The 21,879-nt window shown below is 51.3% G+C and carries 20 protein-coding genes; 7 read left to right on the top strand and 13 right to left on the bottom strand.

Annotated elements, in window-relative coordinates:
- Positions 1–4 precede the first annotated feature (4 nt).
- Together GY634_RS01565 and GY634_RS01570 are read left to right on the top strand one after the other, a co-directional pair.
- Positions 5–1,099, top strand: coding sequence for a sterol desaturase family protein (locus GY634_RS01565; RefSeq protein ID WP_166406819.1), 1,095 nt, complete (start codon positions 5–7; stop codon positions 1,097–1,099).
- 27 nt (positions 1,100–1,126) lie between these two features.
- Positions 1,127–3,610 carry a fimbria/pilus outer membrane usher protein gene (locus tag GY634_RS01570; protein WP_166406820.1) on the top strand — a complete coding sequence of 828 codons (2,484 nt, stop codon included), beginning with the start codon at positions 1,127–1,129 and terminating at the stop codon, positions 3,608–3,610.
- Here GY634_RS01570 and GY634_RS01575 read toward each other — a convergent pair.
- Entirely contained in the window at positions 3,585–5,225 is a 1,641-nt protein-coding gene (locus tag GY634_RS01575) for an ABC-F family ATP-binding cassette domain-containing protein (RefSeq protein WP_166406821.1), read from the bottom strand. The genes GY634_RS01570 and GY634_RS01575 overlap by 26 nt on opposite strands.
- A 244-nt stretch (positions 5,226–5,469) precedes the next feature.
- Between GY634_RS01575 and GY634_RS01580 the strand changes: the two genes are divergently transcribed.
- The 3 genes from GY634_RS01580 to GY634_RS01590 all read left to right on the top strand — a co-directional run bounded on the left by GY634_RS01580 (position 5,470) and on the right by GY634_RS01590 (position 7,346).
- The gene (locus GY634_RS01580) at positions 5,470–6,189 is read left to right on the top strand and encodes a two pore domain potassium channel family protein (RefSeq protein WP_207625452.1); all 720 of its coding nucleotides are present in this window, start codon (positions 5,470–5,472) and stop codon (positions 6,187–6,189) included.
- Positions 6,190–6,303: 114 nt separating this feature from the next.
- Complete coding sequence (locus GY634_RS01585) at positions 6,304–6,852, top strand: hypothetical protein (RefSeq protein ID WP_166406822.1); 549 nt, start codon at positions 6,304–6,306, stop codon at positions 6,850–6,852.
- Positions 6,849–7,346 (top strand): hypothetical protein, encoded by a 498-nt coding sequence (locus GY634_RS01590; protein WP_242683569.1) that lies wholly within the window; start codon positions 6,849–6,851, stop codon positions 7,344–7,346. Before GY634_RS01585 ends, GY634_RS01590 begins: the two co-directional genes overlap by 4 nt.
- 2 nt (positions 7,347–7,348) lie before the next feature.
- Here the strand turns inward: GY634_RS01590 and GY634_RS01595 are convergent, their stop codons facing one another.
- The 10 genes from GY634_RS01595 to GY634_RS01640 form a co-directional block, all read right to left on the bottom strand.
- On the bottom strand, positions 7,349–7,807 hold the full coding sequence (locus tag GY634_RS01595) for a GAF domain-containing protein (RefSeq protein ID WP_166406823.1): 459 nt from the start codon (positions 7,805–7,807) through the stop codon (positions 7,349–7,351).
- Positions 7,808–7,944: 137 nt separating this feature from the next.
- On the bottom strand, positions 7,945–8,298 hold the full coding sequence (locus tag GY634_RS01600) for a RidA family protein (RefSeq protein WP_166406824.1): 354 nt from the start codon (positions 8,296–8,298) through the stop codon (positions 7,945–7,947).
- Positions 8,299–8,313: 15 nt separating this feature from the next.
- Positions 8,314–9,462: an NAD(P)/FAD-dependent oxidoreductase gene (locus GY634_RS01605; RefSeq protein ID WP_166406825.1), complete on the bottom strand. Its 1,149-nt coding sequence runs from the start codon at positions 9,460–9,462 to the stop codon at positions 8,314–8,316.
- Positions 9,455–10,870, bottom strand: coding sequence for an FAD/NAD(P)-dependent oxidoreductase (locus GY634_RS01610; protein WP_166406826.1), 1,416 nt, complete (start codon positions 10,868–10,870; stop codon positions 9,455–9,457). The genes GY634_RS01605 and GY634_RS01610 overlap by 8 nt, the downstream gene beginning before the upstream one ends.
- Positions 10,863–11,183, bottom strand: coding sequence for a (2Fe-2S)-binding protein (locus GY634_RS01615; RefSeq protein ID WP_166406827.1), 321 nt, complete (start codon positions 11,181–11,183; stop codon positions 10,863–10,865). Before GY634_RS01615 ends, GY634_RS01610 begins: the two co-directional genes overlap by 8 nt.
- Positions 11,173–12,309 carry an NAD(P)/FAD-dependent oxidoreductase gene (locus GY634_RS01620; protein ID WP_166406828.1) on the bottom strand — a complete coding sequence of 379 codons (1,137 nt, stop codon included), beginning with the start codon at positions 12,307–12,309 and terminating at the stop codon, positions 11,173–11,175. The genes GY634_RS01615 and GY634_RS01620 overlap by 11 nt, the downstream gene beginning before the upstream one ends.
- A gap of 6 nt (positions 12,310–12,315) precedes the next feature.
- Entirely contained in the window at positions 12,316–13,119 is an 804-nt protein-coding gene (locus GY634_RS01625) for an ABC transporter permease (protein ID WP_166406829.1), read from the bottom strand.
- Between the two features lie 9 nt (positions 13,120–13,128).
- Entirely contained in the window at positions 13,129–13,998 is an 870-nt protein-coding gene (locus GY634_RS01630) for an ABC transporter permease (protein ID WP_166406830.1), read from the bottom strand.
- Entirely contained in the window at positions 13,995–15,062 is a 1,068-nt protein-coding gene (locus tag GY634_RS01635; RefSeq protein WP_166406831.1) for an ABC transporter ATP-binding protein, read from the bottom strand. The genes GY634_RS01630 and GY634_RS01635 overlap by 4 nt, the downstream gene beginning before the upstream one ends.
- A gap of 69 nt (positions 15,063–15,131) precedes the next feature.
- Complete coding sequence (locus GY634_RS01640) at positions 15,132–16,163, bottom strand: ABC transporter substrate-binding protein (protein ID WP_166406832.1); 1,032 nt, start codon at positions 16,161–16,163, stop codon at positions 15,132–15,134.
- 144 nt (positions 16,164–16,307) lie between these two features.
- Between GY634_RS01640 and GY634_RS01645 the strand changes: the two genes are divergently transcribed.
- Complete coding sequence (locus GY634_RS01645; RefSeq protein ID WP_242683570.1) at positions 16,308–17,234, top strand: LysR substrate-binding domain-containing protein; 927 nt, start codon at positions 16,308–16,310, stop codon at positions 17,232–17,234.
- A 45-nt stretch (positions 17,235–17,279) separates the two neighbouring features.
- Here the strand turns inward: GY634_RS01645 and GY634_RS01650 are convergent, their stop codons facing one another.
- Positions 17,280–19,412, bottom strand: coding sequence for a TonB-dependent receptor (locus GY634_RS01650; protein WP_166406833.1), 2,133 nt, complete (start codon positions 19,410–19,412; stop codon positions 17,280–17,282).
- 255 nt (positions 19,413–19,667) lie between these two features.
- Between GY634_RS01650 and clcA the strand changes: the two genes are divergently transcribed.
- Positions 19,668–20,993: a H(+)/Cl(-) exchange transporter ClcA gene (clcA, locus tag GY634_RS01655; protein WP_166406834.1), complete on the top strand. Its 1,326-nt coding sequence runs from the start codon at positions 19,668–19,670 to the stop codon at positions 20,991–20,993.
- A gap of 103 nt (positions 20,994–21,096) precedes the next feature.
- On the opposite strand, the gene GY634_RS01660 is transcribed toward clcA, so the two are convergent.
- Positions 21,097–21,345: a hypothetical protein gene (locus GY634_RS01660; protein ID WP_166406835.1), complete on the bottom strand. Its 249-nt coding sequence runs from the start codon at positions 21,343–21,345 to the stop codon at positions 21,097–21,099.
- Positions 21,346–21,879 lie beyond the last annotated feature (534 nt).

A 21,879-nucleotide genomic window follows, 5' to 3' on the forward strand; every position in this document is an offset into this window, starting at 1 on the left:
TCTAATGGTTTTTCCTCTCGCGTTTATGCTGTTTTTTATTGTGGCCGAAATGTTTGTGCTGCAATGGCAGGGTAGGGGCTCAGAGTACAGCTGGAAAGACACCATCTTGAACCTAAATTCTGGGCATGTGGTGCTATGGCTGTTCCGTGGTTTTGAAGTATTTGCCTTTGGCTGGGTAGCCAGCCATTGGAGCCTAGGCGTTATTTCTAGCTGGCCTACCGTATGGCAGTGGGTGTTTGGCTTTATTGTGTGGGACTTTTGTTTCTACGTACTGCATTACACGCATCACAAAATAGGGTTGCTGTGGGCCATTCATGAGGTGCATCACGAAGGGCGTTATTTCAACGTGTCGTTGGGGGCGCGTAACTCGTGGTATTCGTCGTTAAGCTCGGTTCCATTCTTTATTTGGATGGCATTTTTGGGGCTACCGGTAGAAATATTCCTCGTGGTCTCTACCTTCCATTATGGCGTGCAGTTGTTTAACCATAATGCGGTGACACCGCGTACCCCATGGCTGGAAGCATTCATGGTGACGCCTAACCATCACCGCGTGCACCATGGCGATCATCCGGTGTATCACGACACCAATTTTGGTGGCACGTTTCTCATCTGGGATAAGTTGTTTGGTACCTATAAAACGGCACAGCCTGAATACCCCTTGTGCTATGGCGTAACGGGGCACGATGCCTCTACCAACCCTGTACACACCAATCACGACCCACTGCGTCGCTGGTTACGAAAACCGGTGTTACCACGCTCAGCCATGACGGTTGAATGGCCAGCATGGGTGATTGCGACAGCCGGGGTGGGGCTGTTTGTCGTGGTGCTGTTGTATGTGGCGGGGGATGGCTACTGGGAGACGTGGCAGCAATACTCGATTTTTGCACTATTGGTACTAGGGACTGTCGCCATAGGGGGGCTTTCAGAGGGTAGAAACTGGGCGCGTTGGGGCTGGTTTGCAGTAGTAGCGGGGCTAGCCATTTGGGTCATAGGCGTATTGGCGTGGCACCAATGGTATTGGTGGTTATGTTTGGGTGGTTTAGGCCTACATGCCTTGTGGGTGCTGTGGCATAGACCGTCGCCAGTAGCGTCATCATGATCCAGTAAAGCGACTCGCACAGAGCAGATGAATAAGCTATTTCGTGTTCTCGTGCTGTGTGGTGTGGTGAGTGCAGGTGGGTTGCTCACGGCAGGTAGCGCGGTGTCGCAGCCATTGCCTGATTGGGTAGCACAAGAAGTAGAACAACTTAATCAAGCCGACGTGATGGTGCCGGATGGCGGGGTGATTCCCGGTAGTTATGGCATGCACTTGTACGTGAATAATAAGCTGGTCGATGTGCTGGAGATTCCATTTGCACAAAAGGGCCAGGGCGACCAACGTAAACTGCTGCCGTGTTTATCTGAAGACACCTTGAGCAATGCCGGGATTTGGTTATTCAAACCCGCTACGTTTCAAAGCGGTGAACGTGCGTGCTTAGACTTAGATAAGCTACGCTACATTTCCTACAAAGCCGATTGGGATGATCGTTCGTTGCTGCTAACAGTGCCGCAAACCTACGTAGATAGCCACAAGCTGCGTCAGGTGGAAGAGGGGATGTGGGACGATGGAATAGACAATGTCTTCCTGAACTACGCTTACTCGGCTTCACAAAATGCCAATAAACGAGAGCAATATTTGAACGTACGCCCCGGCATTAATATTGGGGCATGGCGCTACCGGAATTACTCGGTTTGGCATAAAGACGATGTGAAGCAAAGCTGGGAAAACCTAAACAACACCCTGTCACGAAACATACGTTCGTGGCACAGCGAGTTAGTGTTGGGCGATGTGTATTCCTCTGCCACAGTGTTTGACTCTATACAGTTTAGGGGCGTGATGCTGCAAAGTAGCGAGCAGATGCGCCCCGTCTCTGAGCGTAATTATGTGCCGGCAGTAAGCGGGGTTGCCAGCACAGACGCGCGGGTAACCATACGGCAAAACGGCCAAGTGGTGTACCAAAGTTCTGTGCCCGCTGGGCACTTTACGATCACTGATTACTCACCGGCGAGTTATGGTGGGAATCTGCACGTTACTGTGCAAGAGTCTGACGGTAGTACCAATGAGTTTATTGTGCCTTTTGCCTCCGTACCTATCTTGGAGCGTAAAGGGGGCGTGAAATACAGTGTTTCGGCTGGCCGCTACTTGGAAGATAGTTGGGATGGTGCGCACCACAATGTGGGGCAGGCCGAGCTAGTGTATGGCCTAAGCGACTACACCACGCTATATGGTGGGGCGCAGGTAACTGGTGATTACCGTGCTGCATCCATGGGGCTAGGGTTGAACTTAGGGCAGTTTGGCGCATTGTCTAGCGGGGTGAAGTATGCGCGATATGACACCCGTCACGAGGGTACACGTAGTGGGCGCGCGTTGGTCGTAGACTATGCCAAGGGAGTCACGAGCACGAACACGCGTTTCTCGTTTAGCTTGCAACAGCAACTGGATAAAAATTACCTGAACTTTAAAGATGCTATTGCTTTTGATAGACCTGCCGATCAGGAAAAAAACCGTATAGGTGCATCGGTGGTGCAAGGCTTACCCGATAGTTTGGGGGCACTTAACGCCGACATGGTGTATCAACGATTTAGCAGCGGGCGTGATATTCGTTCGTTAAGTGTGGGCTACACGGGCACCTACAAAGGCATCAATTATGGTTTGTATTTCCGGCGCTATCAGGACACTGGCCGCGAGCGCAGTGCCTTGGCATCGGCCGAGCGTGGCCGTAACTCTAGCGAAGTGATGCTGACTCTCAGTATTCCGCTGTCGCGCAAAGGGGAAAATAGTCTGCGGGCAGGCTATACGGTGAGCCACAACAACGAGGGTGGTGTAGATCAAAGTGTGCGCTTAGATGGTGATGCCTATGACAAACGACTGGGTTGGGGTGTGCAACAAGGTTTTGGTACGCAGGGTGTGGGTAATTACGGTGGTGTAAACGCGGTTTATAAAGGTGGTTTTGGTGAGGTCAATGCGGCGTACTCGTATGCACGGCATAATCACAGCACCTTGAGTTACGGGGTAATGGGCGCGGTGACGGCGTCCGAATATGGCGTGGTGTTTTCCCACCCGTTGTCCGAGGCCAATGTGATGGTTATTGCCCCCGACGCCGAAGGCATTCGGGTGTTAAATGGGGTGAATGTACATACTGATGAAGATGGCTTGGCTGTAGTGCCCGGCTTGTCGGCCTACCGCAATAACACCATTAGGTTAGATAGCCGTTCATTGCCTCTGAATGTAGACGTGAGCAGGCTCTCGCAGACCGATTTGTATCCTACTAAAGGGGCGTTGGTGCTGGCCGAGTTTCAGACTACGCGGGGGTATAAAATCATGCTGCTGCTGGAAAATCAGGAAGTACCTTCGGGAGCCAGGGCCTATCTAGAAGGGGAGCTAGGTCAGTATTTCACCGTAGGGGCTTTTAACCAGTTATACATGGTGTCGCCATCCCCTGCGGGAAAGCTCGCGATCTTTTGGATGGAAGGCGAGACCTGGCAGCAGTGCTTTGTGGATTTTGATGTGTCCAATACCGAAACCCATAATGACATACATCTGGTTAAAGCGAATTGTCAGCCTGAGTAGGCAACAGTTCTGCGAGTTGCCATCCACTCTCCGTGGCAGTGAGTTGGTGGCTCAGAGCCAACTGTGCCAAGAAATGCTCATCGTGCGAGACCACCATTACGCCACCATGATAGTGACGTAGCATGTGCTCTAAGGCTTGCAGTGCGGGTAAGTCTAGGTGGTTGCTAGGCTCGTCTAACAACAGTAGTTGAGGCGGCTCATCGGCATACAACAAGCAGGCTAAGGCGGCCTTAATACGTTCGCCGCCGCTTAATTGTGCGACAGGCAAAGCTATACGTTGGCTATCTAAACCCAGATGCACTAGTTGCGTGCGTAGTGTGCCTTCGGCTGTTTTGGGAGCGGCGTCGCGTAGCTGCTCTAGTACGTTGCGTTGTGGGTCTAGGGTGTGCAGTTGTTGATCCAAATAGGCAAAGGGCACGGAGACGTGGCTACTTCCCGAGAGTGGCGTGATTTGCCCAGCAATCACTTTGAGTAGCGTGGATTTTCCACAGCCGTTTGGGCCTACAACGGCGACGCGTTGGCGTCCGTATAAGGTGAAATCAATAGCGCGCAAGGCCGTGTTCCCGTACGGCAGGGCTACGTCGCTGAGGGTGACCAGCCGCTGTTGGGAGGCAGTGCTGCTGTGCACAGCGTGTATGGCGGTGATGCTTTCTTGTGTGAGTTGTTGTTGCGCTGCCTGTAAATGTTGTCCTACTTGTTGCAGTCGTGCGGCTTGTTGTTGGTGTATGCGACCAGCAGAGCTTTCACTGCGTTCTTTTTGCCTATCGAGCAAAATTTTCGCTTGATTGGCCTCTTTGCCTTGTTTGTTGCCTTTGGCCTGACGCTTAGCTTGGCGTTCTTGCAGCATGTGCTGCTGTTTGGTTTCTTGCTTGTGGGTATGTTGTAGGTGCTCTAGCGCTTGTGTGGCGGCAGCGTGGGCGATGGCTTTTTGCTCGCTGTAGAACGCATAGTTACCGCCATATCGGTGTAGGCCAGTGGGGGTAAGTTCCACAATAAGATCCATCGTGTTCAGTAGCGCTCTATCGTGGCTAATCACAAGCAAGCCATGGGGCCAGTGCTGTAATTGCTGCTGCAGGGCTAGTCGGCTTTCACGGTCTAAATGGTTGGTGGGCTCATCCAGAATCAGTAGGTCGGCATTACTTAGCATGGCACCTGCTAAAGCAAGGCGCATGCATTCGCCACCACTAAGGTGTTGTGCCATGCTGTGAGCGTGTAGGTGTGCCAGTTCAGCCTGTTCTAACGCGTTATGCAACTGTTGGCGTATATCCCAGCGATCAGCCAGTGTGTCGAAGTGGTGGCTGTCGCTGCTACCGGCTTCTATGTGTTCTAACGCGGTGAGCACATGCGCTATCCCCAACAGCGAGGCCACGGTGGTGGTGCTTGAAAGAGGAATATGCTGGGGTAAGTAGTGTACCGAGCCCATACGCTGACATTGTCCGTGGCTGGTGGATAGTTCGCCTGCCATGATGCGGGCCAATACACTTTTACCCACGCCGTTTCTGCCTATGAGGCCGGTGCGTAGTGCGTCTAGGCTGAGGTGTAGATCAGAAAAAAGGGTGCGGCCATCGGGCAAGTTATAGCCCAAGCCTGTCAGTACTAGATAAGGAGGTGTCATGCGCGAATCCGTAATAATGCCGTACATTCCCCGCTAAATAGGGGGAGCGAAAACAGGCCGTCAGAAACTGAACAGCGGCATTACTGGCGCATGGGCGTAGTACCTCGATGGGGGATAACAAGTTTTAGTATAGGGTGATGAAAGTGTCACTGTCTAGAACTTGTCGTGTATGCTTGGCAAAATCCCTAGCTAAGGACAAGGGTACGGTAGAGAACCGCTGAATCCATTCCACTGTGGTGTTTGCATGTCATCGAATAACGATCAGAAAAGAAATTGGCAAAGTGATGTAGAAAAGGCCTTAAACGTGGTCACTATCATTTTGACCATCGTATTGATTATCTGTATTTCTTTGGAGACCTTCGAGGGTGAGTTGTCCCAAGGGCGCTCCATTTATCTCACCATACAGTTTTGGATTTGCGGCTATTTCTTACTGGATTTTCTGATTCTATTCTTGTTGGCAAAAAACAGAAGAAGGTTCTTCTGGCGCTACTTTATAGTGATCTTCCTGTCTATTCCGTACCTGTATATTTTCGAGTATTTCTCTATAGATTTCTCGCACGAAGTGACGTATTTACTGCGCTTTGTACCCGTTCTGCGTGGGGGCGCTGCGTTGGTGGTGTTGACGCGTATTGTGGTGCGTAACAGCATTACCAGTTTGTTTATTTCGTATATTGTGATTTTCTTCTCGCTGATTTATTCGCAAACTCTGATTTTTTATATTTTTGAAGTGGGCGTGAATAAGCAGGTGAAAGATTATTACGATGTCTTATGGTGGGCTGCCATGATGGTGACCACCGTAGGTTCAGACATCATTGCGCAAACGCCTATAGGCAAAGTCTCAGCCACGACTTTGGCGGTGATTGGGATGACGACTTTCCCCATTTTCACCGTCTATATCACGTCTGTTATTCAGCGGCTGAATCAGGCGGATGAAAAAGTGCCGGTAGCACAGCGCGACAATTAATAAGGGGGCGCATAAAGCGCCTCTTTTAAAAGCTTTACTTTCTTTTACCGCATACTCAGAACGTGTCCGTTACACTCGGGTGGTTACATTGTTGCCCGAGGTGGAAAAACTGTTATGCGCTGGAGACTCAGAGCCTGCGTAACACGTCATACTACGCGTGCCCTATGGCTAGGTTTAGCCGGATGGATGCTGTCCGGTTGCAGCTCCATGCTAACCGAAGGAAGTGGTGCTGCTGCCGGTATAGCTGGGGTAGCGATTGCTGACCAAATCACCGATAACGCGGCGGTAGCCACGGGTATAGGTCTAGGTGTGCAAGCGGCCACACGTGCCGGGGTGCAATACCTGCAACGCACTACTCGCGCTGAAGAGCAAGATGCCATTGCACTGGCCGCCAGCACTTTGCAAGTAGGTGATGTAGCCGAGTGGCAGGTCAGCCATAACATCCCCATAGAAGAAGATGCTTACGGCCAAGTAACGGTGAGTAGGTTGATGGGCGGTGTAGGGCTGCAATGCAAAGAAGTGGTGTTTTCCGTAGTGTCGGTAGAGGCGGACGACCCTGAGCGTGCGCAAGCTTTTTATGTCAGTACTATCTGCCAAGATGGTGAGGTATGGCGTTGGGCGAATGCTGAACCTGCGACATCGCGATGGGGCTCATTGCAATGATGAGATGGCGCGCCTGGGTCTGTGTAGGGGCCGTAGCAACGAGCTTATTATCCGGCTGCGCATCGTCTAGCATTGGTAGCACCGTAGGTGCGGTAACCGGTGTGGTGGGGAGTGCGATTACTGCCAACCCAGCCATAGGTTTTAGTATGGGGGTGACTGCGCAAGCCGCGACCGATGCGTTTGTGAAATACGTGCTGCGTGAATGGCAAAACGACCAACAAAACTACATGGCAAATTTGGCGGGTAGCTTAGCCATAGGCCAGACTGTAGCGTGGGAAGTATCGAATACCATTCCCTACGGCAACGAGAAAGGGACATTAGAAGTGGTGCGCGACATTGATAATGCACTCGCACGCTGTAGGGAAGTGGTGTTTACGGTGGATGGCGAGGAAGGCCAAATCCTGCCGTATGTCACCTCCATTTGCCACTACCAAGGGCAGTGGCATTGGGCGGTGGCAGAGCCTTCTGTTGAGCGCTGGCAGGGCCTGCACTAGCGTTATTTATACGATTCTAAAAACAGTGAGCACAGGGCTTGCATACCTGCTTCGTCTTTTGCAGTGAAGCGAGCCAGAAGTGGGCTGTCTACATCCCATACTCCTACCAGTTCACCGTGGCGTACCAGCGGTACCACCAGTTCAGAATTAGAGTCTGCATCACAGGCGATGTGGCCATCAAAGGTGTGTACGTCGTCTACGCGTTGAACGCGGCGAGTGGCCGCAGCGGTGCCACATACACCTTTGTTTAGCGCTATACGTATACAGGCAGGTTTGCCTTGGAAAGGCCCTAACACCAGTTCTTTGCCATCAAAAAAATAAAAACCTACCCAGTTCAGACCGGGGATGGCGTTGTAGACCAGTGCAGTGAGATTAGCCGCATTGGCAATTTTGTCGTGCTCGCCTTCGAACAAGCCTTTGGCTTGGGCCAGCAACGAATCGTAATCGGTGTCAGGCATCATGAGGGTTTCCCATGCAGAAGTCAGAAAGCTGTATTGTAACGCGTGAGATTTTGCGTGAGCGTGAGGGTGTGTATCAGTGTTTTAAACAGGGGTAATAAAGACGCCCCTTCTACAACAGAAAGGGCGTAGGGCCTAGCTTATACCGCAGCAGAAACGATGATTTCTACCAGCAGTTCTGGTGCAGCCAGTTTGGCTTCGCAGGTAGCGCGTGTAGGCATGTTGGCTTTGTCGGCCCATTCGCCCCACACCACGTTCATGCCAGCGAAATCGCGATCAATGTCTTTCAACCAGATTTGTACGTTCAACAAACGGGATTTGTCGGTACCGGCTTGTGCTAGGTAGCCATCGATTTTTTGCAGCACTTCACGTGTTTGTGCACCAATGTCGCCGCTACGATCAGAAGCAGTCACACCGGCAACGTGTGCTACACCACCGTGAATCACAATACGGCTAAGGCGTTCGTTACTATCAATGCGTTGAATATCGCTCATGAGATTTCCTATAGATTAAGAGGAGTGATCCCCGCTTTCTTGGAAGCGGGTGATGGAAAATGCACGGAGGTCCAGCGAAGCGCGGCCATCACAGACCAGCTCGGACACTAAGCGTCCAATTGCTGGGCTAAGCTGGAAGCCGTGAGCAGAAAAGCCAAAAGCATGGGTGACACCTTGCACCGTAGAGCTAGGGCTAATCACGGGGATGCTGTCAGGCATAAAAGCCTCTACCCCTGCCCAGACACGGTTAATGGCTACATGCGTTAAGTGTGGGAATAAATCAGTGACGGTTTGAGCACTTTTATACAGCGCGGCGGCATTGGCATCGGCGCAGCGTGCGACCTCGTCGGCCTCGCACATTAAGCTGCCACCAATCACTACCGTGCCGTTATCAAACTGCTTAAACGATAAGGGTCGGCCCAACGCACCTAAGGTAGGGCGTACAAAGGGGGCCACACGTTGGGTCACCATTAGCATCAGGCCGTTGGTTTCTGCCGGTGTTTCTTCGCCTAGTTGGCGAGCAAAACCATTTGCCCAAGCGCCTGCCGTGTTCACAATATGGCCGCAACGGAACTCTTGGGTGGCAGTGTGTACTACCCAATCGGCCCCATGGGATTCCACCTTTAGGACAGGCGACTGTTCTTGTATGTGCGCACCGAGTTGGCTAGCGCTGTGCTTAAACGCCACCACGGTTTGAAATGGCAGGGCATAGCCATCACGTTTGGCCCAAATGCCGCCATGCACGTGAGGGCTAATGCTGGGTACCAGCTTGCGCACATAAGCCGCATCAATCACTTCTTCGTGGTGAAAACCTAAGCTGTTTAGCAAGGCGACGCGCTCAGCCGCCACCTGCATTTCGGCCTCGTTTTCGGCCAACTGTAGCTGCCCACTGCCCACAAAACCGCAGTCATGGCCTACTACATCAGGCATACGGTGCCAGTAGTCGTCTAAGGCCATCAGCGAAATGGGGATTTCTGCCACGTGCCTACCTAGGCTGCGCACACCGCCAGCGTTCACGCCCGAGGCGTGTCTGCCGCAATACTCTGCTTCTAGGAGCGTGACGGATAATCCGCGTTTAGCCAGATGGTAGGCGGAAGACAGGCCTTGCAGGCCACCGCCTATCACCACTACATCGCAGCGTGTGGGGTCGCCAGACTTAGTCATTGCCTGCTAACTCAGCAAGAGTAATAGGTTTGATAGGGGGGCGAATACGGTAATAGCCTACGTCACCCGCCGGGCGCTGAAGCTTGTCGGCAATCAACTCGGTGACGGTAGTGCCGCATTGCCTACCTTGGCAGGGGCCCATACCGCAACGACCAAAGGCTTTGGCTTGGTTGGGGCCTACGCAACCGTGTTCCACATACGAGCTGATGTCGGCAGCCGTGACAGCTTCGCAGCGGCATACCAGCGTGTCGCCAGTAGGAATACGGTTAGCCTTTTTAGGCTCGTACAGCGCATCAATAAAGGGGCGTATAGCAAGGTTACGGCGCAGATCATTGCGTAGCGGTGCCGCTAAGGCATCGCGTTTGGCGCTGTCTAGTTTGCCTAACTGCTGACACACTTCTAGTGCGGTCAGCTTACCCTGCAGGGCAGCCACAACAGCACCGCCAATACCTGCACCGTCACCCGCGGTGTAAATGCCGGGCACGTCTAAGGCACCCCAATCAGAGGTAACCGGTGTCCAGCACAACTGCTCGCTATTCCACTCGTGCTCGGCACGCAGCGACCAACTGATTTGGGTGTTAGGAATCACCCCTTGATGCAGCAGCACTACATCGGTTTTAAGGGTGTGGGTGGTGCCTTGGCTAGTGAAGCGAATGCTGTCTACGGTATCGTCGCCTTGAATGGCGATGTCTGTGCAGCCTTTGTAAACCGGGATATTGGCTTTTTTGATAGCGTTGATCATGTTCAGCCCTTTGCGCAGGTAGTTAAATGCGCGTAAGGCAGGGAACAAGTGTGGCAAGGCAGCTTTAATGTCAGCGCGACGACTGGTGTCTACGATGGCAGTAATAGCGACATTAGCTTGTAGGTATTGGTAGGCCAACAAATACAGCAGTGGACCGCACCCAGCTAGTACAACGGGGCCGTTAGGTACTACCCCTGCACTTTTCAGCAAAATTTGCGCACCACCACCGCTGAGCACACCGGGTGTAGTCCAGCCGGAGACGGGGAAGGGGCGCTCCATGGCGCCCGTGGCCAGAATAATGTGATCGGCTTGTACCGTGACGCTTTTGCCGTCTTTTTTGTAGCTGACTTGGCGGTCGCGGTTTACTTGCCAAACCGTACTGTTGGGCGAGTAGTCAATTAACGGGTGTTGAGCTGCTTTAGCAATGGCAGCACCGGCCGTATAGTCAGGCCCCAAAATAGCGTGGCGTTGGGCATTGGTTTGCGTGATAGAACGGTAAATCTGTCCACCCATACTGTTTTGTTCGTCTAACAACAAGGTGTTAATGCCGTGTTGTGCACACTCGCTAGCCGCAGACAATCCCGCAGGGCCAGAACCAATAATCACCACCGGCACATGCCGGGATGGCGCTTTAGCGTGTTGTGGGTTGGCGGTCAGTTCAGTCATGGCAGGCTTCCGTCGCATTTACAGTGGTGATACGCATTCCTTCAGCCACCCGGACCATACAGGACTGCACATTGGGTACATCATCAATCTCAACTAAGCATTCAAAACAGACGCCCATCATGCAGTAGGGACCGCGTGCGCTGTTATCAGCGGGGTTGCGCCGTATGGCGGCAGGGCCTAGCGTGAGCAAGGCAGCAGCAACGGACAAGTCATTGGCAACGCGATGCGTGCTGCCATTAACCTCTATGCTGACAAGAGGGGTGTTGTTATCTGTGGCAAGGGGTAGTTTTCTAAATAAGGCTTTAGTGAGCATGTTCTTCTCCCAGCGGGCTGGTGCGTGCTGCATGAAAACGATTGGCCGTGAAGGCGTGGATGGCTTCAGGTTTTTGACCACCCGCAATCCATGGCGCAATAGTGAGCGCATGGTTGGCGGCTAGGGTGACGCCGCTGTGGCATGTCACTAAGAAAGCGCCAGGCATGCTGCTGGATTCCTGATAAATAGGGAAACCGTCTGGGCTCATAATGCGTAAGGCAGCCCACGATCGCACTACGCGAGCATGCGCAAGCATGGGGAAGCACCGCACTGCACGTTGTGCAATGTTTTCCAGCACGGGTGTGGTAGTGGTGTCGTTGTAGCCCACGTCTTCTAGCGAATCCCCCAGTTGCACAGTGCCTTCGTCTGTTTGACGCACGTAATTGGTGGGGAAATGTAAGAATGCAGGCAAGCGTTCAGTGATTAGCACTTGGCCACGGTTGGGCTCTACGGGTGCATGAATGTCTACCTGCGGCGCCAGCTTCTTATTGGCTAAACCAGCGGCCAACACAACTTTTTTTGCCGCAAATTTACCTGCTGCGGTATGACAAATAAACACGCCATCTTTGCGCTCTATGCGTTCTACGGCGGCATTGCTGTGCAGCGACACGCCTTGATGATGCATGGCACGGTGTAGTGCCAAGAACAGTTTCAACGGGTTGACGTGTCCGTCCATAGGGGAATAGGTAGCCCCAGGAATGGTTGGCCCGATGCTGGGTACGAGTTCTTTCAGCGCTTTGTTGTCTAGTACTTCAAAATCATAGGGGCTGCCCACTTCGCCACGTAACCATTCAAGGTTCTTAACTTTGCTCTGTAGGTCGTCTTCGCTTAGGGCAAGGCTTAGCCCCCCTTTTTGCTGCAAGGCGACATCAACGCCTGTTTGGGCGGCTAAGGCGTTCGCTAATTCAGGCCATTGCGTCGCTGAACGTAAGCTCCAGCGTGCGTAGTCCGATAAGCCTGCGCCTTTGCCTTGTACCCATACCAGGCCAAAGTTGCCGCGTGAGGCTCTAAGGGTTTGATCGCCTTCGTCTAAGATGGTGACTTTTTGGTCCAGCCGGGAAAGTCCCCAGGCCAGGGCGCTACCTACCAGTCCGGCGCCTACAACTACGATATCTGATGTGTGCACGTTTACTTACCTGCTAGAGTTTTTACCAATGAGTACTTGGTCCAGACCAACAATCCTATCCAGCAGGACCATTAGAATGAGCGTGCCTACAATGAGTACGGTGGACACAGAGGTCACCAATGGATCGATGGTGTGAGTAATCTGGTTGTACATGGCCACTGGCAAGGTAGTGGTACCCGGCGTAGCCACGAAGATGGTCATCGTCAACTCATCGAAACTTTGTATGAAGGCCAACATCCAGCCGCCCACTACACCCGGCAAAATCAGGGGGATGGTGATGCGTCTAAAGGTGGTCCAGCGCGATGCACCTAAGGACATGGCAGCGTTTTCGGCGTCATTGCCCATACCAGTGGCAGCAGACAATACCAAGCGCAGGGCGTAAGGCATCACCACAATCACGTGAGTAAAGGCCAGCCAGATGAAGGAGCCGCTAATACCTACCACGTTGAAGAAACGTAAGAAGGCCACGCCCAATACCACCTGAGGAATCATTAGGGGTGACATAAAGAAGGCCGTTACGGCGCCACGGCCAGTGAAGTTGTAGCGCACCAATGCCAAGGCGGCAGGAATGGCAAGCACAATCGCAATGGTGGCAGACACCAAGCCAATGCCCAGCGATAGCCAGAAAGCCGAGACAATTTCGCGGGCTTCAAAAATGGCGTAGAACCAGCGTAGCGACAAACCGTCGGTGGGCAGGGAAATATAGCCTTTGTCGGTAAAGGACACGGCAATCACAATCAGTAGTGGTGCCAAGATAAACAGCGTGAACAACGCGTGATAGATCAGGGCGAGCCAAGAATTTTTTCTCATGATTCTTCCTTAGGAGCTGAAGACTTGTTTGAAACGGCGTTCAATCAAGCGGTTGGCGCCCAGAATAATGATGATGTTGGCAATCAATAGCACGATGGCAATAGTGGCGCCTAAGGGCCAGTTCAGGGTGCTAAGGAACTCATCGTAAGCGGCTGTGGCTACGACTTTCAGACGTCTACCACCCAATAGGGCAGGTGTCGCAAAAGCAGATGCAGACATAGCAAAAACGATGATGCTGCCCGATAAGATGCCTGGCAAAATTTGCGGCAGAATCACGCGGCGTGTCACAGTAGAAGGTGATGCGCCTAAGGATAAGCCTGCGTTTTCTACTTGTGGGTCTAGTTTTTGCAGTGATGCCCAGATGGAAATCACCATAAACGGCACCATCACATGGGTCATGGCAATGACCACACCGCTCATGGTAAAGACCAAACGCAGAGGCTCATCCACAATGCCCAGCGCCATTAAAATCTGGTTAATCAGGCCATTGTTGCCCAGCAAAATGGACCAACCCAAGGTACGTACCACCACAGAAATCAGCAGTGGGGCCAGGATTAACACCAGAAACAGTCCTCGCCATGGTCTGCGCATGTGAGACAAAATCAGCGTTTCAGGCACCCCAATCAAAATACAGATGAAGGTGACGCCCAAGGACATGAGCCCTGTACGCATGAAAATTTCGTGATAGTAGGGGTCGCCAAATACTTCTAGGTAGTTAGCAAGCGTTAGCGTGTCTTGCACCCCAAACATGCCGTCAAAAACCCGGAACGATAAGACAGCGGTTAGGCCCAGAGGGACCAGCAACATGGTTAGGAAAACCGCTAGACCCGGAGCAGATAACAGCCAAGGCGTGCTACGAGATTGCGATGCCGTGGTCATGCCTCGTCTCCTGCTTCTACCAGACGCAGGTCGCTTTCTTCCCATAGCACGGACACTTGTGTGCCCTCTTCTGGGGCATAGGCGTTTTTATTAGGCACGCTTACGCGCAGAGTGCCCAGCGTGGTTTCCACATCTAACATCCAGTTGGCACCCAAGAATAAGCGCGTGGTAACTGTGCCTTTTAGCCCTTGCGTTACATCGCTATCCAGGCGGATTTTCTCTGGACGAATATTGACTTGTACCTTCTTACAGGTGAAGTCATGGTTACGGGCAATGGCTACCGTGTAGTCAGGGTGAATTTGTACGTGATGATGGGTGTCGTCTTGTTTCACGATCAGGCCATCAAAGGAATTCGTTTTACCCAAGAAGCCCGATGCAAAGCGCGACACAGGGTGCTCATAGGCTTCATAGGGGGTAGCTAACTGTACAATACGGCCACCGTGCATGACCGCAATGCGATCGCTCATGGTCATGGCTTCTACCTGATCGTGAGTGACCAAGATGGTAGTAATGCCTAAGCGACGTTGAATCATGCGCAGCTCTACGTGCATTTCTTCACGCAGCTTGGCATCCAAGTTGGACATGGGTTCGTCCAACAATAGCACTTCAGGTTTGATGGCTAATGCGCGGGCAATGGCCACACGTTGGCGCTGACCACCGGACATTTCAGCGGGGTAACGTTTACCCAGACCATCTAGTCGCACCAGCGACAGGGTTTCTTCAATACGTGCTTGGCGTTCAGACTTTGCCACGCCACGCATTTCTAAACCAAAGCCCACGTTCTCGGCCACCGTCATGTGTGGGAAGAGCGCATAGCTTTGAAACACAATCCCCATACCGCGAGCTTCTGGACGCATTCCAGTAATGTCTTTGCCATTGACGCTGACACTGCCTGAGGTAGGGGAGAGAAAACCAGCGATCATTTGTAGGGTCGTGGTCTTGCCGCAGCCAGAGGGGCCAAGCAAAGAAATGAATTCACCTTTTTCAATGCTCAGGCTTAAATCTTTTACGGCCTGAAAATCGCCAAAGGTCTTTCTAAGGTTTTGGATGGTGATGAAGCTCATGGTGTACCGGAACTGTGCAAAGAAGACAAAAGTGCCGGCGAGGAAATCAAGCCGGCACGTAACTCAAAATTAACGCTCTACTGTACGGTTCCAGCGGTTAGTCCACTGGGCGCGTTCTTTGTTGATGATGGTCCAATCTACGGTTTCCAGAGCAGCGATCTGTTCTTCACCGTAAGGCACTTTAGCGGCCACTTCAGGTGTGAGATCAGTTTTGCTGTTTACAGGGCCCCATGCTTGGCCGTCAGCCAGCAAAGCTTGGATTTCTGGGCTGACCAAGTATTGGATGAAAGCTTGGGCAACAGGATTGTTTTCGGCACGGCCAGCTACTGGGCATACGCCGGTTAACAGCACCATGGTGCCTTCTTGTGGGTACACAAACTCAACAGGGAAACCGGTTTCTTTCAGCGCTTCTACACGGCCACTACCCCATACACCCAGAATGGCATCACCGTTTTGGAACAGCTCAGTCATCTTGCCGGGGGAGGGTTCCCATGCCAGTACGTTAGGGCCAACTTGGTCGATGATGGCTTCAAAACCTGGATCGATATTGCTTTCACCACCACCACGCAGCTTGGCGAATTTGATCAGTGTTTGCAGACCATAGCCGTTAGAAATAGGCGGAATGACGACTTTGTCTTTGAATTCTGCTTTGGTCAGGTCTTCCCATGACGTAGGTGCGGGCAAACCGGCTTTAGCAAACGCGTCGGTGTTGTAGAACAAACCGGTAGCGACTACACCAATAGCCATGCTGGTATCAGAGATTTTTGCCAGTGGGTACAGGTCGTCGTAAACCGGGGAGGGAGTAATAGGGGCACAGAGGCCAAACTGGTTAGCTTGTGCAAGAGGGCCATCATCCAAAAGGGCCACATCAAACTCAGGACGGTTCTTCTGAGCGACCAGCTTAGCCAGAGTGTCGGTGGAGTTACCCGCAACGTACATGACTTTGACGTTATGCGCTTTTTCAAAGTTAGGGATGATTTTTTCTTTGAATAGCGTTTCTGTGGAGCCACCATAGGCGCCGACGTTAAGAACTTCTTGAGCAACCAAATTGGTTGAGAAGGCGGTTAATACAGCAGCCAAGAGAACGGAGGTTCTAAGCATGGTATCTCCTATAGAATAATGTCATAAGTCAGAAAACGGGCTGATGGTGATCTAGAGCTATATATTTCATTGTTTTAATTTATAGTATTAATGAAATTTTAGTGTGACCAATGCTTATTTAGAGACCTAGTATGTCTTTATGCTATGACCGGAAAAATAACCTTACGATTACTTGAGGGTTTTAGGGCTGTAATGCAGGCTAAAACCGTGACTGCTGCGGCTTTGGTGCTAAATGTCTCACAACCGGTAGTAACGCGGTTGATTAGGGATTTAGAAGAAAATATAGGGTTTTCACTGTTTGTTAGGGAACAAGGAAGACTCAAGCCAACCGCCGAAGCGCTGATTTTGTATGAGGAAGTACAACGGTCTTTGATTAGTGTGGACCGTATTTTGCAAAGTGTGGAGATGTTGCGCGACGGCCACCAAGGCTATTTGCAGATCGCGGCTGCTCCTGCTTTGGCATTGTCTTTTTTGCCAAAAATGATGGCAGGCTTTAGTGCTCAGTACCCCGGTGCGCGGTTAACCCTGCACATGCACGGCTCAGAAACATCATTGAATATGGTGTTGAGTGGTATGTGTGATATTGCCGTGGTGATGCTGTCTATGCGGCAATCAGGTACCTACGGCGAGCGCATTTTGTCGGGACGTATGGTGTGCGTGCTGCCAGTTGGACATAGGCTGACGCAGCAGGCAACCGTGGGGCCATGGGATTTGCGTGGGGAAACTTTCCTGTCGCACCCGCACGTGTTAGACACGCGTTTGCAAATTGATGCGCTGTTTGCCGCGCACGGTATTCAACGTGAAATGCGGTTGGAGTCACAAATCTCGTACTCACTGATAGAGCTGGTTGCCGCTGGGGCTGGGGTGGCATTGGTAGACCCATTAACCGCAACGCTCTATAGGGGCGACGGCGTGGTGTTCGTACCCTTTGACCCCATAGTGGTGAATCATTATTCGGTGGTGACCAGTTCAGAGCGCCCGCCTTCTGTGCTGCAAGAGCGTTTTATAGAACAGCTCAAAAAGTCGCTGTATGACACCTTGGCACCTGAGTACAGGGTGGTGGGAGGCTAAGTTACGGCGTAGGCAGTACGCGCTACGCCGTAGAAACGATAAGACTTAGAAGTTCATCGTGGCCGATAACAAGACGGTACGCGGTGAACCTTGGCCTTGGCTAAGTGGGGCTACCCAGTAGGCTTTGTTGGTCAGGTTTTCTATGCTGAGGCGTAAGGTCAGTGGATTACCCGCTAGCGAGGTGCGATAGCGTGCACCCACATCGTAGGTGGTCACGCCAGGCACGTAATAGCTATTGGCTTTATCCAGATATTGTTTGGATTGCGAAGATAAGTGTGCACTAAGGGTTAGGTCATCAAAGAAAGAAGGCTCCCACTCAGCACCTAGCTTTACCGCCCAACGCGACAGGTTAGTGACGTAATTGTTGCGTGACGCGTTATCGCTAGTCTTGTGATAGCGGGGGTCTAAGTAGGCTACACCGCCCGTCAAACGCCATTCAGGTGTTACTTGCCCTACTACCTGAATTTCTGCACCACGGTTACGCTGTTCGCCACCGTAGCTGAGTGATGGCTTTTCGCCAGCGCGCCCAGGCACTTCATAGGTATTAGGTTGGGTGATCTGGAACAATGCCGCTGTAATAGCGTAGTCGCCAGAGTCGTATTTCAAACCAATTTCATGTTGTTTGGTACGTTGCGGTGGGAAGATTTCACCATCGTTAGCGTAGTCGTCGCCTACTTGTGTACCTTTGGTTAAGCCTTCAATGTAGTTGGCATAAACCATCCAATCCTCATTCAAGCGCCATACCCCTGCAATGGCGGGAGTGAGCGCACTTTTGTCGTAGCGCACGCCAGATGAACGGTTATGGGTTTTGACGGTTTGATGGCGCAAGCCCAAGATCAGGCGAAATCTGTCGTCGTCAAAAGATAGGGTATCAGCCAAACCAAAGCTGTATAGCTCGGTAATGGTGGCCGGCCCTAAAGGGGCTTGGGCAAAGTTAGGGCGTTCAGGGTAAACGGGATTGTAGATGTTGATGTCCGCTGTCCAGCCTTTAAGTGCTGTGTTCGACATACGGCTGTTTTGCCTATACCAATCTACGCCCATACTGAGGTTGTGTTTGATCCCAGCGGTATCAAATTCGTAGAACAAGCCAGTGTTCGCGGCGACGTTGCGGCTTTGGTTATGACGGCGAGTGACTTTCAGGCGTAAGTCGCCTTTGTCGTTCAGCAGCACACTGCCTTTGGTGTTGTAGTTGTGCATGCTGGATTCGCTATACCCTACCGAGGCATAGGCACTGACTTGGTCGTTAATGTCGTATTCAGCGCGCGCCATGGCCGTATTTTCGCGTATTTGTGCAGATGCCCATGGCGCACTCAGCAACACATCCCCTTTGGGAGCCGAAGGCAGTGGGTTCTTTTGCAGGTCTTTCGCCAAGCTAATGCCGCGGTTTACACCACTGATGTACTCATCTAAGTGGTAGAAATCGGTTTTTAAACGGAAAGCACCGCCGTTGTAGTCTGCACCCAAAGACACGAATTTATCGCGGTTTTTGCGATGGTCTACCATGCCTTCCCCGTCTTTAAATACGGTGTTTAAGCGTAGGCCAAATTCGTTGTTCTCGCCAAAACGTCTACCTAAATCTAGGTGCCCACCAAATTGCGAAGGGGCCATATAGGTGGCGGTGAAGTTGGTAATGGGGTCTACGGTGGCGCGTTTGGTCACCATGTTGATAGAACCGCCCACGTCACCGCTGGCATTCATGCCGTAAAGCAGGGCAGAAGGCCCTTTCAATACTTCTAAGCGTTCGGCCATGGCCATCACGCGTCTGCCACTGGTTAGCCCCTGCATGCCGTTTAAGTACACATCACCCGCTGAAAACCCCCGTATATAGATGGTGTCTTTACCTGCTGTACCACCCGAACCGGGTGTTTGCACGGACGGGTCGTTCTTGCTGATCAGAATGCGCAGTTCTTGGCCTTGTTGGTCTTCTATGTAGGAGCTGGTGTAGTTCACCGTGCTAAACGGTGTTTCCATGTTGTCCAAGTTACCTAGCAAACCAGTAGAGCCACCCGTAGCGAGATGGTTGCCCCCGTAGGCGGGTGCTAGCTCTAAGAAGTGGTTTGCTTTGACTTCGATGGCCTCTAGGCTGCGAACTGTTTTATCCTCTTCAGCGTGTAGCAGTGGTGCGCAGCCTAAGCCCGCTATACCTAGCCAGATGGCGTAGCATTGACGTGATGCCACTTTCTTCCCCTTTCTCTGAATTGAAATGATAATGATTTTCATTAATTATATTAAATTATGACAATCAATAACCTTGCGTTATTTAGGGCTATATATAGGGAGTGAGGAAAAGCGCAGGCAAATCTGAATGAATGTGAATAGTGCGCAGCGTGCGCATGTGCAGTGCTGTATAGCGGTATAGTGTGGTTTGTGCACCAGCCTGAATCAGCACCTCCTGCTTTTATCTTAAAAAACTAAGGCCTACACATACTGCATATGGCGACGCAATCTACAGCACCCTCTACTCAAAAAGAAACCTTGGCGTACTACTTTGTTGCGGCAATGATTGGTGTCTTAACCGGCTTGTTGGGGTCGGCTTTTCATTTGTTGGTAGGGCATTCACAACAACGAGTGCACTTATTGCCAGAATGGTTAGGGCTAGAAGGACTATGGCAGTACGTAGGTATGGCCATATTCTGTGCTGTGATGTTTTGTGCGGCGGTGGCGTTGGTACGTAAGTTTGCGCCAGAGGCCAGCGGCTCAGGTGTGCAAGAAGTAGAAGGCGCAATGGCTGGGCTACGTACCGTGCGCTGGCAGCGTGTGTTGCCGGTAAAGTTTGTGGGTGGTTTGATGGCGTTGGGTGCAGGCCTAGTAGGTGGTAGGGAAGGGCCTACTATCCATATGGGTGCATCCATTGCGCAATTGCTAGGGCAGCGCTTTAAAGAGGCACGCGCCTTGTTAGGAGCGGGGGCGGCGGCTGGGTTAACTGCAGCCTTTAATGCGCCATTGGCCTCGGCCTTATTTGTAATTGAGGAAGCACGCAATGTGTTTCCTTATAGTGTGCGTGCCTATTGCGCGGTACTGATTGCCTGTGGTTCTAGCGCGGTGATGACCATGTTGGTCTCGGGCTCCACGCCCTTTATGCAAATGGCTAGCATTGATATGCCCATGACTATGCTGCCAGTCTTTGTGGTGTTGGGCATGATTTTGGGTGCTGCGGGGGTGCTATTTAACCGCACTATCTTGGTGGGCTTAGACCTATCACGCCGCCTGAGTTTATCGGTGTCGCCGTACTTGTTGCCTGCTCTGATGGGGTTACTGATTGGGCCATTGCTGTTAAGTTTTCCACAGGCTACAGGCGGCGGTGAAACCTTGGCGGTCTTTGTGGCTAATCACGCGATGAGTATTGGGTTACTCGGTTTATTAGTGTTGGTACGGTTTGTGATGACCACCGCTAGTTATTCTATCGGAGCACCAGCCGGTATCTTTGCGCCTATTTTGGCGCTATCGGCGACACTGAGCGTATTTCTAGGGCAGCTATTGGGCCAAGTCATGACCTTGCCGCCTGATGCCTCAATCGCGTTTGCGGTGGCAGGGATGGCGGGCATGTTTGCAAGTACTATTCGTGCGCCGTTAGTGGGTGTGGTGTTGGTGATAGAACTAACAGGTACCTATAGCCTAGCTTTGCCTAGCTTATTGGCGGCATTAAGTGCATCGGTAGTGGCAGCCAGCATAGGTGGTAGACCCATTTACGAGCAGTTGTTAGAGCGTACTCTGACCTTAGCCGGACAACCCTTACCTAAACGTAAAGAAGATTTGTAAGCTGTGGGGCGTGTATAGGGTAAGAGCTTCACACCGCGTCATAATGAAAACAGCCCAAAGGCCATGTAGCTTTTGGGCTGTTTTTTATGCGTGCTTGTTGCTATTAGTCACCTTGCTTGCGCATGGTTTTTTCTACGGTATCAATAATCTCACTGAGTACGTGCAGGTTGTGGCCATGGCTTTTGCCTTGTTCTTCGCTAGGTACTTTACGTAGCTCAACCAGCTTGCGTTTCAGTACCTCAACAGTGTGCCCGCCGTTGCGTGCAATGCCTTCATCAGAAGACAGCTCCGCGATCACGGAAGTTAAGCCCAGTTCTGTTAGTGTGTTTGTCCAATCTGCGTGGAAATTCATGAAGTGCTCTCCTTGACGACATAAAGTGACTTGATTTGTTACATGGTAGCTGAAACCATCGTAAGAGAAAGCAAGTAAGCGTAAAGATGCTGTGAGGAGGCTAAGAAGAAAAGAGGGGGGCGTATCATCACCCTTAGGTAAGGGCTTACTGCAGGGATTTTGGTGCTTGATAACTAACAGATGACTATTTTATCTATTTAGTAAATCCCTGATTTCAGTTAGTAGATGAGGTTTTGTCATGGTTTTGGTATTTGTGTAATGGTTTTTGTAAATATATAAAAACTGTTTTTTATTGATTTTGCAACGTTATTGTTTTTCTTTTGTTTTTGGTAAGCTGTTGTAAATATAGAGTTATTTTATTTATTTTTATTATATTAATGGGTAATTATAAAAGTATTTTTTGATAATTTTTTAAAAATAAATGAATGGTATTTATAAAATAAATTATAAAATCAATGTAGTTTTAAACCAAATTAAAACTCATAAAAAGTAAATTCATTGACGCTGTGTAGCGTTAGATTTTATGGTTTCCTT

Origin of the sequence: Paenalcaligenes suwonensis (assembly GCF_011290505.1) — a bacterium.
Classification (GTDB): Bacteria; Pseudomonadota; Gammaproteobacteria; order Burkholderiales; family Burkholderiaceae_B; genus Paenalcaligenes; species Paenalcaligenes suwonensis.

Bases quoted from the DNA above. Each gene is read 5' to 3' on its own strand.
- GY634_RS01565 (WP_166406819.1), top strand. From the start codon at position 5: ATGGTTTTTCCTCTCGCGTTTATGCTGTTTTTTATTGTGGCCGAAATG.
- GY634_RS01570 (WP_166406820.1), top strand. From the start codon at position 1,127: ATGAATAAGCTATTTCGTGTTCTCGTGCTGTGTGGTGTGGTGAGTGCA.
- GY634_RS01575 (WP_166406821.1), bottom strand. From the start codon at position 5,225: ATGACACCTCCTTATCTAGTACTGACAGGCTTGGGCTATAACTTGCCC.
- GY634_RS01580 (WP_207625452.1), top strand. From the start codon at position 5,470: ATGTCATCGAATAACGATCAGAAAAGAAATTGGCAAAGTGATGTAGAA.
- GY634_RS01585 (WP_166406822.1), top strand. From the start codon at position 6,304: ATGCGCTGGAGACTCAGAGCCTGCGTAACACGTCATACTACGCGTGCC.
- GY634_RS01590 (WP_242683569.1), top strand. From the start codon at position 6,849: ATGATGAGATGGCGCGCCTGGGTCTGTGTAGGGGCCGTAGCAACGAGC.
- GY634_RS01595 (WP_166406823.1), bottom strand. From the start codon at position 7,807: ATGATGCCTGACACCGATTACGATTCGTTGCTGGCCCAAGCCAAAGGC.
- GY634_RS01600 (WP_166406824.1), bottom strand. From the start codon at position 8,298: ATGAGCGATATTCAACGCATTGATAGTAACGAACGCCTTAGCCGTATT.
- GY634_RS01605 (WP_166406825.1), bottom strand. From the start codon at position 9,462: ATGACTAAGTCTGGCGACCCCACACGCTGCGATGTAGTGGTGATAGGC.
- GY634_RS01610 (WP_166406826.1), bottom strand. From the start codon at position 10,870: ATGACTGAACTGACCGCCAACCCACAACACGCTAAAGCGCCATCCCGG.
- GY634_RS01615 (WP_166406827.1), bottom strand. From the start codon at position 11,183: ATGCTCACTAAAGCCTTATTTAGAAAACTACCCCTTGCCACAGATAAC.
- GY634_RS01625 (WP_166406829.1), bottom strand. From the start codon at position 13,119: ATGAGAAAAAATTCTTGGCTCGCCCTGATCTATCACGCGTTGTTCACG.
- GY634_RS01630 (WP_166406830.1), bottom strand. From the start codon at position 13,998: ATGACCACGGCATCGCAATCTCGTAGCACGCCTTGGCTGTTATCTGCT.
- GY634_RS01635 (WP_166406831.1), bottom strand. From the start codon at position 15,062: ATGAGCTTCATCACCATCCAAAACCTTAGAAAGACCTTTGGCGATTTT.
- GY634_RS01640 (WP_166406832.1), bottom strand. From the start codon at position 16,163: ATGCTTAGAACCTCCGTTCTCTTGGCTGCTGTATTAACCGCCTTCTCA.
- GY634_RS01645 (WP_242683570.1), top strand. From the start codon at position 16,308: ATGACCGGAAAAATAACCTTACGATTACTTGAGGGTTTTAGGGCTGTA.
- clcA (WP_166406834.1), top strand. From the start codon at position 19,668: ATGGCGACGCAATCTACAGCACCCTCTACTCAAAAAGAAACCTTGGCG.
- GY634_RS01660 (WP_166406835.1), bottom strand. From the start codon at position 21,345: ATGAATTTCCACGCAGATTGGACAAACACACTAACAGAACTGGGCTTA.